This is a genomic window from Novosphingobium aeonii, from assembly GCF_052279045.1.
Taxonomy (GTDB): domain Bacteria; phylum Pseudomonadota; class Alphaproteobacteria; order Sphingomonadales; family Sphingomonadaceae; genus Novosphingobium.
Genome location: NZ_CP176833.1, coordinates 751,793 through 768,731, shown reverse-complemented (window position 1 = coordinate 768,731; position 16,939 = coordinate 751,793). Strand labels below are relative to the sequence as shown.

At 65.2% G+C, this 16,939-nt stretch carries 11 protein-coding genes; 7 read left to right on the top strand and 4 right to left on the bottom strand.

The features are described from left to right. Positions 1-85: 85 nt before the first annotated feature. Positions 86-1,261 carry an ROK family protein gene (locus ACLIMP_RS18995; RefSeq protein WP_324699514.1) on the bottom strand — a complete coding sequence of 392 codons (1,176 nt, stop codon included), beginning with the start codon at positions 1,259-1,261 and terminating at the stop codon, positions 86-88. Positions 1,262-1,471: 210 nt separating this feature from the next. Here ACLIMP_RS18995 and ACLIMP_RS18990 point away from each other — a divergent pair, with 210 nt between their 5' ends. Together ACLIMP_RS18990 and ACLIMP_RS18985 are read left to right on the top strand one after the other, a co-directional pair. Beyond that, the gene (locus ACLIMP_RS18990) at positions 1,472-4,162 is read left to right on the top strand and encodes a TonB-dependent receptor plug domain-containing protein (protein ID WP_443478825.1); all 2,691 of its coding nucleotides are present in this window, start codon (positions 1,472-1,474) and stop codon (positions 4,160-4,162) included. Positions 4,163-4,240: 78 nt separating this feature from the next. Then, the gene (locus ACLIMP_RS18985) at positions 4,241-6,391 is read left to right on the top strand and encodes a hypothetical protein (RefSeq protein WP_443478824.1); all 2,151 of its coding nucleotides are present in this window, start codon (positions 4,241-4,243) and stop codon (positions 6,389-6,391) included. A 78-nt stretch (positions 6,392-6,469) separates the two neighbouring features. Here ACLIMP_RS18985 and ACLIMP_RS18980 read toward each other — a convergent pair whose 3' ends face one another. Next, on the bottom strand, positions 6,470-7,960 hold the full coding sequence (locus ACLIMP_RS18980; RefSeq protein WP_443478823.1) for an amidohydrolase family protein: 1,491 nt from the start codon (positions 7,958-7,960) through the stop codon (positions 6,470-6,472). Between the two features lie 357 nt (positions 7,961-8,317). Between ACLIMP_RS18980 and ACLIMP_RS18975 the strand changes: the two genes are divergently transcribed. Continuing rightward, a complete protein-coding gene (locus tag ACLIMP_RS18975) occupies positions 8,318-10,678 on the top strand; it encodes a TonB-dependent receptor (RefSeq protein WP_292635891.1) in 2,361 nt (786 codons plus the stop codon). Positions 10,679-10,829: 151 nt separating this feature from the next. Here ACLIMP_RS18975 and ACLIMP_RS18970 read toward each other — a convergent pair whose 3' ends face one another. Next, positions 10,830-12,134 (bottom strand): lipase family protein, encoded by a 1,305-nt coding sequence (locus ACLIMP_RS18970; protein ID WP_324699510.1) that lies wholly within the window; start codon positions 12,132-12,134, stop codon positions 10,830-10,832. 235 nt (positions 12,135-12,369) lie between these two features. Between ACLIMP_RS18970 and ACLIMP_RS18965 the strand changes: the two genes are divergently transcribed. Beyond that, positions 12,370-13,641 carry an MFS transporter gene (locus ACLIMP_RS18965; protein WP_324699509.1) on the top strand — a complete coding sequence of 424 codons (1,272 nt, stop codon included), beginning with the start codon at positions 12,370-12,372 and terminating at the stop codon, positions 13,639-13,641. Here ACLIMP_RS18965 and ACLIMP_RS18960 read toward each other — a convergent pair. Next, a complete protein-coding gene (locus ACLIMP_RS18960) occupies positions 13,590-14,315 on the bottom strand; it encodes an SDR family NAD(P)-dependent oxidoreductase (RefSeq protein ID WP_324699508.1) in 726 nt (241 codons plus the stop codon). The genes ACLIMP_RS18965 and ACLIMP_RS18960 overlap by 52 nt on opposite strands. 138 nt (positions 14,316-14,453) lie before the next feature. Between ACLIMP_RS18960 and ACLIMP_RS18955 the strand changes: the two genes are divergently transcribed. The 3 genes from ACLIMP_RS18955 to ACLIMP_RS18945 are packed head-to-tail and all read left to right on the top strand — an operon-like array spanning position 14,454 to position 16,924. Continuing rightward, complete coding sequence (locus ACLIMP_RS18955; protein WP_185999574.1) at positions 14,454-15,269, top strand: D-glutamate cyclase family protein; 816 nt, start codon at positions 14,454-14,456, stop codon at positions 15,267-15,269. 3 nt (positions 15,270-15,272) lie between these two features. Next, on the top strand, positions 15,273-16,130 hold the full coding sequence (locus tag ACLIMP_RS18950) for a phytanoyl-CoA dioxygenase family protein (protein WP_324699507.1): 858 nt from the start codon (positions 15,273-15,275) through the stop codon (positions 16,128-16,130). After that, a complete protein-coding gene (locus ACLIMP_RS18945) occupies positions 16,130-16,924 on the top strand; it encodes an SDR family NAD(P)-dependent oxidoreductase (RefSeq protein WP_324699998.1) in 795 nt (264 codons plus the stop codon). Before ACLIMP_RS18950 ends, ACLIMP_RS18945 begins: the two co-directional genes overlap by 1 nt. Positions 16,925-16,939: the final 15 nt, after the last annotated feature.

The following is a 16,939-nucleotide window of genomic DNA, read 5'->3' as shown; positions in this document are numbered from 1 at the left end:
CAACAGCCTGCAAGCGCTCGACTGGGTAGATGAGGAGGATGACCCGGCTCTCCTCATCTACCTACTCCCCGCCAAACCGTGAAATTCACGATGCGGCGTAGACATGCTCCAGCACCATCGCCGCAGCGCCGCGCGCATAGGCGCCCTGATCCCGCGCCTTGAAGTAGAGTCTGGTCCGCCGGCGCAAAGCGGGGAAGGTGTTCTGTTCGAGAGCCGTGAAGAAGGCACCGCGCAGCTCATCCATCCGTGCAACGGGCGGCCCGATGATGATGACCGCCTCGGGGTCCTGCATGGTGATATGATTGGCCACGGCTATGCCGAGATAGTGGCTGGCCTGTTCCAGCACCGTCCGGATGTCGATCTCGGCAGCGGCATATTCTGCCATCAATCCATCGAAACAGGGGTTCATGACCTCGTGTGACGGCATCTGCCGCCCCAGTCGCTCACAGGACTGCTCGATGATCGAATGGATCGAGCAATAGGCCTGCAGGCAGCCGTTGGCGCCGCAGAAACAAGGGCGGCCGATGTCGGGCATGATCTTGGTGTGCCCGAATTCCGAAGCGATCCCGTGCGCGCCGCTGATTAGCTGCCCGCCTCGGTAAAGCGCCGCGCCGATGGCAAGATCGACATTGATGAGGGTGAAATCGTCGGCATGGGCACCTGCACCGTACCAATGCTCCGCACGGGCAAGCAGGTTGATGTTATTGTCCACCAGCGTCGGAATCCCGAGCGCGCCCGAGACGATGTCCCCGAAGTTGCACGGGCCGGGCTCGAACGTGATGATCTGCTCGACGATGCCGGTACGGCTGTCGACGATGCCGGGAAGCCCGACTCCGATCCGGAAAATCTCCTCCCGCTTCACCGGCCAGCCGGCAATGGCGTCTTCCAGCGCCGCCACGAACTGCTGCGCGAGATCCTCGATCCGCGTCGCCGGCTTTAATTCAGCCGTTGCTACGCCAAGGCTTTCGCCCCTCAGATTGACGATCTCGGCCACGGCCTGCCCGTCACCTGTCGCATTGATGCCGATGACGTACTTGCCGGTCGGATTGATCCGCAGGTTGACCCGGGGCCGCCCCGGGGCACTGGAGGCCACCTTCTCCTCGATCACGATGCCGCGTTTCACAAGATCGGCGGTGATCGCCGTGATCGTCCCCCCCGTCAGCCCGGTCAGCCCGACAAGATCGATCCGGGCAACCGGCTCGCTCGTCCGCACCTTCTTGAGCAGCAGAAGGCGATTATATTCCTGATCCGATAGACGCATGATCTTCCCATCGGCCAATTCCCCGGTATCCGCAACACCGCGCGGCCCCGATTTATTTTAGCCTCTAAATTTTTCCCGAGACAAGCGACCGCGAATCTGCCAATCCTAGTGCTCCGGCGCTTGCGACAGCCTCATAGCCAACAGCAGAAGCGGCGGAAAACAAGACCGGCAACCCGGAAAAATCCGCAGGTGCCGCACAGGGGAGAGGGTATGAAAAGGACTTGCGGATCCGTCCGTCAGTGTGCGCTGTTCGGCGTCTCGATAATTGCACTCACACCGATCGCCGCGATGGCGCAGGCCGTTCCTGATCAGGAAAGCCCGCCGCCGCTGAGCGATAAGGAAATCCAGGAAATCATCGTTACCGGCACCCTGCTGCGCGGCGTCGCGCCGGCAGGTTCGGAAACGGTTTCGCTCAATGCCCAGGCGATCACCGCCGTGGGCGCCAATTCCACCGCGCAGCTGCTTGCCAGCGTGCCGCAAACCGCGTCGTTCAATGCCGCGCCCATCGTGTCGGCCGTGAGTTCGAGCCAGATCACCATCAACCGCCCGAACCTGCGCAACCTGCCGGGAGCATCCGGCGGCGGTTCGTCAACGCTGGTGCTGGTCGATGGACACCGCCTTCCCGGCATGGGCGTTCGCCAGACCGTTCCCGATCCCGACGCCATCGCGCCCGGCGCGATCGAGCGCGTGGAGATCGTGCTCGACGGCGGCTCCTCGATCTACGGGGCGGATGCTGTCGGCGGCGTCATAAACTTCATCACGCGCAAGCGTTTCGACGGCATCGAAGCCAGGGGACGCTACGGCGTTGCGGACGACTATCAGTCGGTCAATGCCGACGTCACGGTCGGCAAGACCTGGGACGCGCTGTCCGTCTATGCAAGCTACAACTACGCTTGGCACGATTCGCTCTATGGCCGGGACCGAGATTACGTTCGCCGGCTGGACTATACCTCCGGCCTGCCGTTCGACCTGACCTGCGGGGCCGGCAACGTCTCTATCGGATCCACGGTCTATGCGCTGCCGGGGCTGACAGCCGGTTCCGGCAACCGCTGCGACGTCAGCGACAACCGCACCTTCTATCCCAGCGAACGACGCCACTCGGTATTCACCGGCCTTTCGTTCGATGACGGCGGCCCGGTCACCTTCGACGTGCGCGCATTCTACATGAACCGCGTGAACAAGGGCGACGGTGGCCCCGTTACCGCAACGGCCACCATCGCGCCGATCAATCCATTCGTTCCCGGCACTGTGTTCAACCCCTATTATCGCAACACCGGCGATGCCAACAGCTTCCAGGCCCAGTCCGTTTCGATGGACTTCTCCTCGCTGCTGGGCGAGCATACCCGGCAGAGCACCAGGCTTGAGACCTGGGGCGTCACCCCCACCCTCACCGCCGATCTCGGCAGCGGCTGGCAACTGCGCTGGCTGGGGAACTACGGCCGCGGCCGGTCAGAAGTCGCCAACGAGAAGATCGACGACGGCACCCTCTCCACGCTCGTCCTCACCGGCAACTTCGATCCCTACAACCTGTCGAACCCGGCCAATGCCGCCGTCCTGCCGCTGATCTCGAATTTCCTCGACTATGGTCTGGGCAAGAACGAGATGCTGAACACGCGCGTTGTCGTCGACGGCAGCCTGGCGCATCTGCCCGGCGGGGACGTGAAGATCGCGGCGGGCGGTGAATACAGCTATGAGAAGTATCAGTCCCGGATCGACGGCACCGTCAGCGCCAGCGCGGTGGACGATATGCCCTTCAACACCGCAAGCCGCCGCATCGCCGCGCTTTTCGGCGAAGTACAGGTGCCCGTCTTCGGTCAGCAAAACCGCACAGGAGGCTTCTATTCGCTGAGCCTGTCGGCATCGGGCCGCTACGATCACTACAGCGACTTCGGCGGCACCTTCAATCCGAAGTTCGGCGTGACTTACGAGCCGTTCGACGGCCTGAAGCTGCGCGGCACCTGGGGCAAGTCCTTCCAGGCACCCAGCCTTGCGGACGGCGCCGACGCCGCCCCGGCCACGATCTTCGCCTTCCCGTTCATCCTGTTCGCCAATCCGAATGTCGCCCCCCAGCCCGGGCAGGCACAGATCTTCCTCGGCGGCGGCGGCAACGACCTGAAGCCGCAGAAGGCCACGACCTGGTCGCTCGGCTTCGACATCGCACCCCCTTCATTGCCGGGGTTCCTCGCCACGCTCAATTACTACAACATCCGGTTCAAGGACCTGATCGACATTCCGCCGGTGTTCAACCCGTCCACCTTCTACAGCCTGTTCACCAACAACTACGTCATGAACCCGACGATCGCGCAGGTGAACGCGCTGGCGTCGCAAGTGCCGGACGGGCTCGCGGCGGTTTCGCCCTACACCGTGGTTCCCGGACAGGTCTATTCGATTGCGGATGGCAGGCGCACCAACCTCGCCGCGGTCAATACCGACGGCCTGGACTTCTCGCTCGCCTACGACCAGCCGACCGGCTTCGGCTCGGTCTATACGCAGATCAACGGCAACTACGTGCTGAACCGCAAGGAGCAGGCCGTCGCCGGTGCGGGCTTCGTCGATACGGTGAAGGCGCAGACCCGCTTCATCCTGTCCACCACGCTCGGCGCCGCATTCGGCAACTTGCGCGCACAGGCCACCTGGCGCCACCTCGGCGGCTGGAACGTCGCGCCGCTGGCATCGAACCTCAACCAGTCTAAGGTCAAGGCTTTCGACACCATCAACATGTTCGCCCAATACGATTTCAAGGGCAGCGGCGCGATGAAGGACCTGTCGCTGACCTTCAACGTGGACAACCTCTTCGACAAGGACCCGCCGGTCTACAACGGTTCGCTGAACTCGCTGGACGGCTACGCCGTCACCAGCATCGGCCGCGTGTTCCAGTTCGGCATCAGCAAGAAGTTCTGATCGGCCGTCTCCCCGTCGCCGCCCGCTCTCCGGGGCGGCGGCGGCACCCTTTCCTCACGAGCATACGGAACCTGCGGCATGAAACGCGCGCGCAAGAATAGCGGCATCACCGGCAAATTCGTCAGGCTTGCCCTGACCTCGACCCTGCTCGCAGGGGGAATGGCAGGAGGGACGATGGCACAGGGATCGCCCGCCGGTACCGAAACCACGCCCGCAAGCGCGCCGATCCCCGATCCGGTCTTCGCGCAGCCCTATATCGATATCGACGAATGGCGGGACGCACCGGTCCGCCATCGCTACGTCCATGGCGGCTTCAAGGGGACCGACACGCGCTTCTCCTTCTACTTCCCGCCGAAAGGGCAATATCAGGGGCGGTTCTTCCAGCACTTCACCCCCGCGCCCGACAACGAGAACCTGGCCCAGCAACCCACTTCGCCCGCCAATGACAAGATCTCCTTCTCGATCTCCAGCGGCGGATACTTCGTGGAAACCAACGGCGGCGGACCGGCTGTGGCGGGGTTCGGTTCAAAGGACCCCACCATCGGCGCCTACCGTGCCAATGCGGCGGCGGCCCAGTATTCGCGCGTCGTGGCGCTCCAGATGTACGGCGGCAAACGGCCTTACGGCTATGCCTATGGCGGCAGCGGGGGCGCCTATCGCACCGTGGGATCGATGGAGAACACGCGCGGCGTCTGGGACGGCGCGGTCCCGCATGTGCTCGGTTCCAGCATGGCGATCCCCAACAGCTTCACCGTGCGAATGCATGCCATGCGCCTGCTGGAAGGCAAGTTCCCGCAGATCGTGGATGCCATGGAGCCCGGTGGCAGCGGCGATCCCTATGCCGGGCTGAACGCCGAGCAGGCAGCCGCCTTGCGCGAAGTGACGCGCATGGGCTTTCCGCTTCAGTCCTGGTTCGGTTGGAAGACCATGGGCATCCACGGCTTTGCCGCGCTTTACGGCGGCGTCGTCATGGCGGATCCGGGCTATTTCACGGACTTCTGGACCAAACCGGGCTATTACGGCTTCGATCATCCCGAAAGCTTCACCGGCTATCGCCTGCAGCACAAGGCGGCGATCGCCGCCCTTGTCACCGGCGCGGATGCAAAACGGCAGAAGCTCGAAACCAGCGTGACCAACGGCAAGACCACCGGCAACGTCGATGACAGCTATGCCGCGATGCAGGGCAAGGAGGCCCAATATGTCGTCGCCATTCGCCTGTCCTCTCCGCCGCCGGCCGTCCAGTTCCTTGGCGGCGACCTCATCGTCCTGTCGGGCGCCGCGAAAGGGGCGCGGCTGACGCTGAGCCGCATCGACGGGGACACTGCCGTCTTCGGTATCGTCGACCCCGCCGTGGCCGCAAAGCTGGCACCGGGCGACGAAGTCCAGGTGGACAACAGCAACTTCCTCGCCGCGCAAACCTATCATCGCCACCAGGTGCCCGAAGCCGAATTCAAGGTGTGGGACCAGTTCCGCGGGGCCGACGGCAAACCGATCTATCCCCAGCGGCCGATGCTGCTCGGGCCGCTGTTCACCAAGGCGACGGCAGGGTCGGTCCCCGAGGGCAATTTCGAGGGCAAGATGATCCTGGTCGAATCCCTGTGGGACCGGGAAGCCTATCCCTGGTCGGCCGACTGGTACCGCGCGCGGGTGGACAAGCACTTCGGCGCGAAGGCGGACGACCATTTCCGGCTGTGGTTCACCGACCACGCCCTTCATGGCGACAGCGACACGCAGGAGGACGCGATCCATACCGTCAGTTATGTGCCTGTGCTCAACCAGGCCCTGCGCGACGTGGCGCTGTGGGTCGAAAAGGGCATCGCGCCGCCCGCCTCCACCAGCTACCGCTATGACGACGGGCAGATCATCGTCCCGCCCACGGCCGCCGCACGCCGCGGCATCCAGCCGGTCATCGTTCTAAAGGCGAATGGCGGCGAGCGCGCGGACATTGCCGCCGGACAGACCGTGACCTTCCGGGGCACGATCGAGGTTCCGCCCGGAACCGGCACCGTCATCGCGGCGGAGTGGGATTTCGAAGGAACCGGCACTTTCGCGGTCCAGTCTCCGGTGAAAGGCGGCCTCAGGACGGCCACCGTCACCATCACGCACAAGTTCGACAAACCGGGCACTTACTTCCCGGCCCTGCGCGGCATTTCCCAACGTGAGGGAGACCGCGAGACGGCATTCGGCCGCATCCAGAATCTCGGCCGGGTCCGCGTGGTCGTCAAATAGTCGGCAGCACCTGCGCGTTCCCGTAAGGTTTGGCGGGGAACGCGCAGGTACTGCCGCCGGGTATCGTGATAGTCCCGGTCAGATCGGGTCTTGGCCGCCTGACCGGTGGCATCCGCAGCCGTAGAACGCCGCCACTGCTCCCTGCATCTCCGCAATGGCCGCAAGGTCCGGCGGAGATGCCGCAAGCGACGCTCGCGCCGACGCGGTCAATCTGCGTTCCAGCTCCGAGAGATCGACACCGACACAGGCCCCGTTCTCGACAATCCGGCGCCCTCCCACCAGCAGGCATCGAACATGCCGGGACTGGGCCCTGCCGATGACGAGAGAGATCGTATCGGGTTCGGGCAGGATGTTGTCCGCGGATAGCGCCGCGAAATCGAGCACGAGGATATCGGCAGGGGCGCCCACCGCGATGGCCGCACCTTCCGTGCTGCCCAGCACCGACTTGCGCCCCGCCTCCAGAGCTCCATGCAGAACCGCGCTCGGGTCGAGCCCGCGCCCGCAGGAAGAGGTCCGCGCGTGGACGTGCCAGGCGAGGCGAAGCTCGCGAAGCATGTCCTCGTCGTCGTCCAGCGCCATTCCGTCCAGCCCGAATGCCACGCGCACGCCGGCATCGAGCAGCGCTGCGAGATCGGGCACCCCCGACCGCAGCCGCAAGTTGGAGGACATGTTGATCGAGACCGTCACCCCCCGTTCGGCAAGGAGCGCGATGTCTTCGGGTTCGAGCCAGACCGCATGGGCCACGGTAAGCCGATCGCTCAGGAGCCCCAGCCCGTCCAGCCATGCGAGGAACCCGCCGGGATGATGCGCCTTGGCCCATTCGCGCTGCAGTTCGGTTTCCAGCAGATGCATGTGAATGCGGCGCCCGTCCGCGGCGGAAGCGCGGGCAATCGCGGCAAGCGTTTCCGGGCGGGTCCATTGCGGCGCAACCGGGTGGTATTGCAGCACGAAATGTTCGTGCTCCAGCGCTTTTGCCTTCTCGAACAGGGCAAGGTTGGTTTGCAGGTCCCGCATCCCCGCCCCGGCGGCAAGCACGGCGCGCCGGCGTTCGTCCGGAAGAAATCCGGCCAGCCGCGCAAGGTCGCCGTAAACGCAAGGATTGCGGTCGAAGAACGGCCATCCGAAGGCCACCCGTATGCCCACGTCCCGCGCTGCGCGGGAGACGGCTTCGGCCTCCTCCAACAGGGCCCGGCCGTCCTGCGTGTTGTGGCAGTGATTGACGGCGCCCACCCCGCCCTGCGCAAGCCTTCCCAGCGCCACCGCCGCGTTCAGCCAGGGGTCGACACGCGGCTGCCGCGCAAGATCGGGCAACCAGGTTTCCAGCGACTGGTCAGCCGCGCCGAACGCCAGCGTCCTCAGCCCGCGTCCATGGTCGTGCCCGTTCGCAAGGCTTGGCATCATCAGAGCGCCGGCTTCCTCCGGCGTCAGGCTCTGCGGCGGGATGGCGCGCATGGCCGCGATGCGGCCGTCCGCGCCGATCTCAATCTCGGTTGGCCCCAGGACCTTGCCGTCGGCGCTCGCGATCACGCGTCCGGCACGAAGCAGGCGGGACGACGTCTCGCCGGTCATGTGGGCATTCCCGAAAGGCAGTTCCAGATGTGAGCCATGGGATCTTCCATAGGCAGGACGAGATACCCTGCGCGTTGCCAAAATGTATGTCCGGACTTCGGTTTGCGACAACACGGAAGACGAACGCACGGATTTGGCAACAGGTCGGTTCGTTAGTTGCAATGGTCCAGCCCGGAAATTTTTGCCTTCATGGCGCGGCGTGCCGGACAGCCCGGCCAAGCAAAAGGCCGGGACCATCTTCGGGAACCCGGCAAACCGACAGTGGAGGACCACGTGAGCACAGAAACGACCAAGCGTGGCGCGAGAGAGGGTCGAAAGGGAATTCGAGAGTTCCGACCAGAAAAGGGGTTTCGCGTCATGTCCCGTATCAACAATCCCAATGGGCTCACTACCCGTCACACGTCGCGGCTGAGGCTGCTTGCAGCGTCCTGCGCCGCCATCGCGCTGGCTGGCGGGGCACAGGCCGCGCTGGCTGAGGAAGCTGCCGAGGCCGCGCGTTCGGCAACCGGCTCCGACTCCGATTCCGGGGCTATCGTCGTCACCGCGCTGCGCCGTGAGCAGAGCATCAACGAAGTGCCGATCTCGGTCGCGACCTATGACAAGCGACTGATGGACCAGCAGGGCATCCGCAGCATCGACGACCTGTCGCGAATGACCCCTGCCCTGAACTTCGCGCCGTCCTCTGGCGTTTCCGCCAATAACGGCAGCAACATCTCGATCCGCGGCATGGCCTCGGACGTGGGTTCGGCCACCACCGCGATCTATATCGACGATACCCCGATCCAGATTCGCAACGTCGGCTACTACGGGGGCAACCCCTATCCCAAGGTCTTCGATCTCGACCGCGTGGAAGTGCTCTACGGACCGCAGGGCACGCTGTTCGGCGCCAGTGCCGAAGGCGGCGCGGTGCGCTTCATCACCCCTGGCCCGAACTACGACAAGTTGAGCATCTACAGCCGCTCGCAAGTGTCCTTCACCGAGGAAGGCGCGCCTAGCTACGAAGCCGGCCTCGCCTTCGGCGCCCCGATCACAGACAACCTCGCCTTCCGCGTGAGCGGCTGGTACCAGTATTCGGGCGGCTATATCGACCAGGTCGCACAGGGCACCGACACCGTCATCAAGAAGGACGTGAACTCGGGCAACTCCACCGTCATCCGCGCATCGCTCGGCTGGAAGCCCACCGACACCCTGACCATCACCCCGAGCTTCTACTACCAGCACGTCGAGGCCAATGCCCGTGACGACTACTGGGAAGGCTACGGGCTGGCCAAGGACAACGACTACCACACCGGCGTCTATTCCCTCGAACCGAGCAATGACACGTTCTACCTCCCCTCGCTCAAGGTGGACTGGAACATCGCGCCGAACATCGAGCTGATCTCCAACACCTCGTACTTCGCCCGCAAGCAGGAACAGACGCTCAACTACGCCACCTATTTCTCGGTGCTGCGCACGGGCAATCCGTTCGGGGTCTATTCCAACAAGGATCTCGACAACACCAACGACTACCTGACGATGAAGCAAAAGAACTTCGTCCAGGAAGCGCGGCTCCAGTCCTACGACAACAAGCTGATCGACTGGACCGCCGGTGTCTATTACGCGCACACCAAGCAGGACTTCAGCAACTACACCGGCTCCGGGCGCATCCCCGGCACGCTCATCAACGGCTATCAGCAATACGACGGCCGCTTCAGCTACGTGAATCTCGTCCATGCCAAGGATGAGCAGATCGCCGGTTACGGCAGCGTCGACGTGAAGCCGATGGAGAACCTGACCCTCACCGCCGCCATCCGCTACAGCCACGTCGCCTTCGACTTCGTGAACGTCGGCGACGGCACCACCACCGGCAACGTCCGCACCGTCACCACCGCCAACATGAAGGAAGGCGCCTGGACGCCGAAGTTCGGCATCTCGTACAAGATCGCGCCGAACAACATGGTCTATGCCTCGGCGACCAAGGGCTTCCGCCCCGGCGGCGCACAGGCCAGGATCCTGAGCGACCTGTGCACCGGCGACCTTGCCACGCTGGGCCTGACCGAAAGCCCCACCGCCTATACCTCGGACTCGCTGTGGTCCTACGAAGCCGGCACGAAGAACTCCCTCTTCGGCGGCAAGGTGAACTTCGGCGCCAGCGTCTATCTGATGAAGTGGAAGAACATCCAGCAGTCCGTACGCCTGCCGACCTGTTCGTTCTCGTTCATCTACAACCTGGGCAATGCCACCGGCAAGGGCGGGGAGCTTTCGCTCGACGTGAAGCCGGTCGAGGGGCTGACGCTGGGCGGCAACGTGGCTTATGTCGATCTGACCTATGATCATGACGTATTCGGCGGCAACGGCCTGATGCTGAAGGCCGACGGCCAGCACATCGGCGGCCCTTCGTGGACCGGCCACCTCTACGGCACTTACGAGCGTGAAGTGGGCCAGGGCGTCGATGCCTATCTGCGCAGCGACTTCACCTTCGCCAGCCATACCTACCAGACCTCGGTTTCCGGCGCCTATGGCTACGATTCCGGCCTGACCGAACTGGATGCCCGCAATTACCTCTCGGCCCGCGCCGGTGCCCGGTTCAGCGGCGTGGACCTTTCGGTCTTCGTCGAGAACCTCCTCAATTCGAGCGACGTTCTCTCGCGCGGTCACGACTCGATCGGCTCGTCGCTCTACTACAACCAGAGCTATCGTCCCCGCACGGTCGGCATGACCCTGCAGTACCGCTACTGAGGCCAGCTATCCCGAAAGGGTCGCACAGGGCGGCGGGGGCAGAGATGCTCCCGCCGTTCTCGTTCGTGCAGCCGCTCTGTGCGGCGGCGCCCAAAATAAAAGGCCCCCGCCAATGGCAGGGGCCTTCGTTCTTGCGGAAAGGGCGTTCGGATCAGCTGCTGGTGGCGGCCTTCTTCTGGACCGGACCGGGCGGGGTGATGGACGCGCAATTGGATTGCGGCACCTTTCCCGCCAGCAGGGCCCGCGCGAAGGGGATCGAATCGCGCGCCGAAGCATTCACCGCGCTGCCGTGATCCTCGCCGGGATAAGTATGCCACTGGATGTTGCTGCCCGCCGCGCACATCGCCTTGACGGCGTTGTACTGTCCCTGCGTCCCCGCCATGTCGTCCGCAAGGCCCGTACCGGCAAAGATCGGGCCGGGCATTCGGCCATCGGGGAAATCGAAGTTGGCGCTCATCGTCCCGTCTATCGGATCGATATTCTCGACGAAGACCTGCTGCCCAGTCAGCCCCTCCTTGTCGGCCTGCGCGAAGAGATCGTGCAGGCAGGCCTTGCGCGATGTCCGCAGCAGCGGGCGGCCGGCGGGCTTCACGAAATCGGCCGGGTCCAGATCGGGATGGAGCGCCCGGTCGATCCCCGCGATCCGCAGCATGGCGAAACCGGGAGGCATGTAGTGCGGATCGGTGAGAGTATTGGACTTGGCAACGTAGTCGGCCGTGTGCGGGGTATCGAAAGTCATGACCAGTCCGGTCGCCACGGTGCCCAGCATGTGGAGCTGCGGCGCATAGCTCTTCGCCAGATAGGTCGCCCCCAGCGCCGCGCCCGATCCCTGAGACTGGCCGACGACCAGTACACGATTGGACAGCGCGGCGGGATATGCGCCCAGCGCCGCCCGTGCCGCATCGAGCACCGAGCGTCCCTCCGAACGCCAGATCAGGTACGGGTGGACGCCCTTGGTTCCCAGCCCCTCGTAATCGCTGGCGACAACCGCGAAACCGGCCGCGAGCCACTTTTCGAGATACTCCTTGTCGCGCTCCGAAGTGCCGGTCCACGAAGGCGCGCAGACATCGGCAAAACCAGTCGTGCCATGCGCCCAGGTGACGATAGGCCAGCCACCCTTCGGCGGCTTGCCCTTGGGCAGGAACAGCATGCCGGAAACCGCGACGGCCCCTTGCCCTACACCGCTTGTCGAGCTGTAGAGCACCCGCATCGCCTTGCCGGCCTCGGGCTGGGTGCGTTCGGCAGGCAGGGCTTCCTGCCGCAGCATCCGGCCCGGCGCGCCGATGGTTCCGTCCCAGCGGTAGAAATCGGTCACGCCGCCGTCGCCGTCGATATGGCCGAGGTCGGCCGATCCTGCCTGTGCCTGTGCGGTCAGCGGAACGCCCGCCGCCAGCGAAACCGCCGCCAGCAGGGCCATATGCGAAAGGCGGGTCTTCATGTGGGGCCTGTTCTTCATGTCGAGATCGTTCGCTCCTTCTGATCGCGAGCTGATGCTGCCGCGAGCCTACGCCCTTTCCACCGGCCATGCGGACGCCGTTCCCGCATCGCCCCATTGCATCTGCGGCAACGCCCCGCCGGATCGGCCGCGGACCGCTTCACCGAAAAGTATACGCCTCGGTGCAGATTCCGAACCCGCCTTGTCCGATCATGACCCCGGCCTATCTTCCGAGGCGAACAAGGAGATGGTCGCAATGGCAGTGTCGATGGCAAGCACCGGACCGCGAGGGAACTGGACGACCGTAGCCCTCGTCTACGCCATCGGGCTGGGCAGCATGGCTCTCGTCGGCATCCTCTCGCCGCTGGCGCTGCGGATCACGGCATCGCTGCACGCCCCGGCCTCGGCGATCGGCCTGACGATAGCACTCTTCTCGCTTCCGGCAGCGATCGTCGCCACCATCGGCGGCGGCGTGGTGGACCGCCTCGGCCCTCGCCTCGTCCTGCTGCTGACATCGCCCGTATTCGTGCTGGCCGATGCGATAGTGTGGCTGGCCCACGACATCTGGCTGCTCAACTTCGGCGTGCTGCTGGCGGGGATCGGTTATCTGGGCATTCTCAACGGCGGCGCCGCCATGCTGATCGGCGCGCTGGAAGGCACGGCACGAACCAGGGCGATGACGCTCTGGTCCACTTACGCGCCGACCGGCTTCTCGCTCGGCCTGCTGATCGCGGCGCCATTCACCGCCGGCGAGGCGTGGCGCTGGGCGATCCTGCTCCACGGCGCCTTCATGGCGCTTTGCACCGCCGGATCGTTCGCGCTGCCCCATGTCGCGCTGATTCGCGCAAGGGGCGCCAGCGCGCGGGAGAAACTGACGAGCCTGTTCGCCGGGCTGCGCCATCCCGCAATCCTGATGCTCGGCCTTGCCATGGCGATGCCCGCGATGATCTCCTACGGCACCAGCCTTGCCGCGGCGACCTACATCGCCAAGGTCCACGGGGTTTCGCTTGCCGCATCGGCAAGCATCGTCGCCGTCGCCAAGATCGCGGCCGTCCTGCTGGGCGGAACCGTTACCGGCGCGCTGCTCACCCGCGATTTCCCGCCCCGGCGCCTGCTCGCCATCGTGGTGGTCATCGGCATCCTGGCGCAGACCGCGCTGTTCCTGCCGACCAGCCCGCTGGTTCTGGCGATAGCCGGGCTCATGGCCTGGCTCTTCACTTACGGCGCCGCGACCGGCGTGTGCATGGCGACGATGCCCGCACTTTCCACCAAGGATATCGGGGGCGGCAGCGTGGCGGGATTGGTAAACCAGTTCGTCTCGATCGCCTCGTTCCTGACGCCGACGATCTACTTCTCGCTCACACACTGGAGCGCTTACGTCGCCATCGCCGTGATCGGGCTGATCGCCTGCCTCGCCGCGCTTCCGACGGTGGGTGCGAGAACAAGTGCAAAAGCGGCGCAGCCGCATGCGGCAGATCACACCGCGGTATCGCCTCCGTCCACCGGAAGCATCGCCCCGGTCAGGTAACTCGCCGCGCCGGATGCCAGGAACCGCACGAGCGCGGCAGCCTCGCCTGCCGTCCCGTGGCGGCGCAGCGGAATGCGTCCGTCCACTTGCGCGCGCTGCGCCGCTGCATCCTCCACGCCGTCCCAATAGGCCCGTGTGAGCGGCGTATCGAGCCACCCCGCCAGCACCGCGTTCACCCTGATCCCCTCCGGCCCGAGTTCGGCGGCAAGGCTGCGCACCAGTCCCGCCACACCGGCCTTGGTCGCCTGATAGGCATGAGTGAAGGGTTGCCCGCGCATCGTCGCGGTCGATGAAACGATCGTCACGCTGGCGTTGCCGGACTGCGCAAGCCAGGGCTGGGCCGCCTGCGTCACCAGGAACGGCAGCCGCAAGTTGATGGCGGCGGCCTGGTTCCACATGGCGACGGTCCACTGCGCGATCGGAGCGCTTTCCATGGCCGCCGCCGCGATGACGACACTGTCTATCCCCGCGAAAAGCCCCGCAGCCTCCGCCGCAGCCCGCGCGCCGGTATCGGCGGCGGCAAGGTCGAGCCTCAGGAAATCCACGCCCGGCGCGATCCCCGCCGGAACCGCACACTCGTCCACCAGCAGCACGCGGTCTCCTCCCTCTGCGAAGGCCGCCGCGATTTCTCCGCCCAGTCCGTTCGCCCCGCCGATTACCAATATGCCTGCCATGATTGCTTTCGCCCTTTCCATTGCCGCAAAAGCGCAGCGAAGCACGAGCGCTTTCATTCCGCCCATGGCCGGATCGGCAACGGCTCAGGCATGAAAAAGCAACTCTCGGCAACACCCTGGTTGGCTATCTATGCTGGCATGACCCAGGCATCCCTGATCGACATCGCCCGGCCTGACTTCGATACCGACGATCCGGCCGCCGTGCGCCGCGCCATCCGCGAAGGGCGCTTCACCGGCTTCACCAACCATGTCGCGCGCGGCCATGTGCAAGGCAACCTCGTTGCCGTGCCCGAAGCCCATGCCGACGCCTTCGAACTCTACTGCCGTTCGAACCCTCAGGCGCTGCCCATCCTGGGCCGCAGCGCGCCGGGCTCGCGCGAGATTCCCGAACTCGCCGCCGACATGGACCTGGCGCGCGACACCGGCGGTTACATGGTGTTCCGGGACGGCGAACTGGCCGAGACGCCGCGCGATGCCCGCCATGCCTGGGCAGACGATCTTGTGTCCTTCGTTCTGGGGTGCTCGTTCTCGTTCGAGGCGATCCTGCAGAGCCACGGCGTGCGCCTGCGACATCTGGACGAAGGCAATGTCTCCGCCATGTACGAGACCGCGCGCGAAACGGTGCCGGTCGGCCCGTTCGGCGGCAGGCTGATCGTCTCCATGCGTGCGCTCTCGCCGGAAGACGCCGTGCGCGCAACGATCCTTTCCGCCCGCTACCCCCAGTTCCACGGCGCGCCGGTATCGCTCGCCCTGCCCGGGGATCTCGGCATCGGCGATCTGGGCCAAAGTTACGGCGGGCACGGCCTGACCCGGCTGAATACGGGCGAAGTCCCGGTATTCTGGGCCTGCGGCGCCACCGGGCAGAACGCGGTGCGCGCCGCGCGCCTGCCGCTCTGCATCACGCATTACAAGGCGCATATGGTCGTCACCGACCTGCCTCTCCCCAAGGACTGAGCCATGAACCTCGACGAGATCATTTCCTTCTATCACGAGCACGGCTACGTGGTCGTCCCCGGCCTGTTGCAGGGGCCCGTGCTGGACAGGCTCCGCGCGCTGACCGATGAAGTCGCCGCCCGCGCCGCAGAGGCGGAAGGCGACGATGCCTGGTTCGATTTCGACACCGATGCCGATGGACAACGCACGATCCAGCGCATCAAGAAGCCCAACCGCATCGACCCCTATTACGCCGCGCAGGCAGGAAATCCGCAGGTGCTGGAAATCCTCACCGCGATCATCGGCAAGCTGGTCCGGCTCAGCCATACCAAGATCAACATGAAGTCGGCCAATGGCGGCGCCGCGCTGGAATGGCATCAGGACTGGGCCTTCGCGCCGCACACCAACATGTCCACTTGCGTCGCCTCGATCATACTCGACGGCGCCAGCGCGGCCAATGGCGCGATGCAGGTCATCCCCGGCAGCCACAAGGGACCGCTTCTGGATCACCACGACGAGGAAGGCTTCTTCTGCGGCGCGGTCGACACGGCGGAGTTCGACATGTCCAGGGCCGCGCTGCTCGAAGGCCCTCCGGGCACCGTCAGCTTCCACCACCCGATGACGCTGCACGGATCGAGCGTGAACCGCTCGGGCGATCCGCGCCGGATCCTGTTCTACGAATATGCCGCCAGCGATGCATTCCCGCTGTTCTACAAGGTCGATTGGGAAGAATACGAATCCCGCATCGTCAGCGGGCCTTCCACCACCGAAGTCCGGTTCGAGGACAATTACGTCAAACTCCCCTTCCCCTCGCGCGCGGGCAGTTCGATCTACAAGATCCAGGCCGAATCCAGGCGCAAGTTCTTCGCGGACGCCAAGTGATGGGAGCCTCCGGCAAACGCCCCGTCGCTTTCGTGACCGGCGCCAGCGCGGGCACCGGGCGCGAGATCGCACTCTCGCTCGGCACGGCGGGCTATGACGTTGCGCTCGTCGCGCGGCGGACCGCCGAAATGGAAGCCGCCGCCGAAATCATCCGCGCGGACGGCGGCGAGGCACTCGTGCTCACCGCCGACGTGCGCGACGGCGAAGCCCTGAATGCGGCGCTGGACGCCTTCCTCGACTGGTCGGGCGGGACGGTGGACGTCGTGGTGAACGCGGCAGGCTATACCGGGCCGCTATCGCCGCCGATCGGCGAATTCAGCCTTGAGGAATTCGACAGCACGGTTGCCACCAACCTGCGCGCGCCGTTCATCGTGCTTTCGCGGCTGCTGCCGGTCATGCGCCGGGCCGGATCGGGCAGGATCGTCAACATCGGCGGCAACCACGGCATGCGCGGCCGGGCCGGACGATCGAGCTATTCCGCCTCGAAATGGGGCCTGCGCGGGCTGACCCGCAGTGCCGCCCTCGAAGCGGGGCCTGACGGCGTGACCGTGAACTACATCGCCCCCGGCCCCATCGCCGTGCCGCGCATGAAGGCGAACTGGCGGGCGCTGGCGCAGCAACGCGGGTTGAGCGAGGAGGAAGCGCTCAAGGCCTATGTCGCGGACATGGGCATTCCGCTCAACCGCCCCAGCGAGATGGAGGACATCGTTGCCATGGTACTCTATCTCGTCGGCGAAGGCGGACGAAACGTCACCGGGCAGGAACTGGTCGTGGACGGCGGCGCCACGCTATAACGCCGTGCAAAGGCC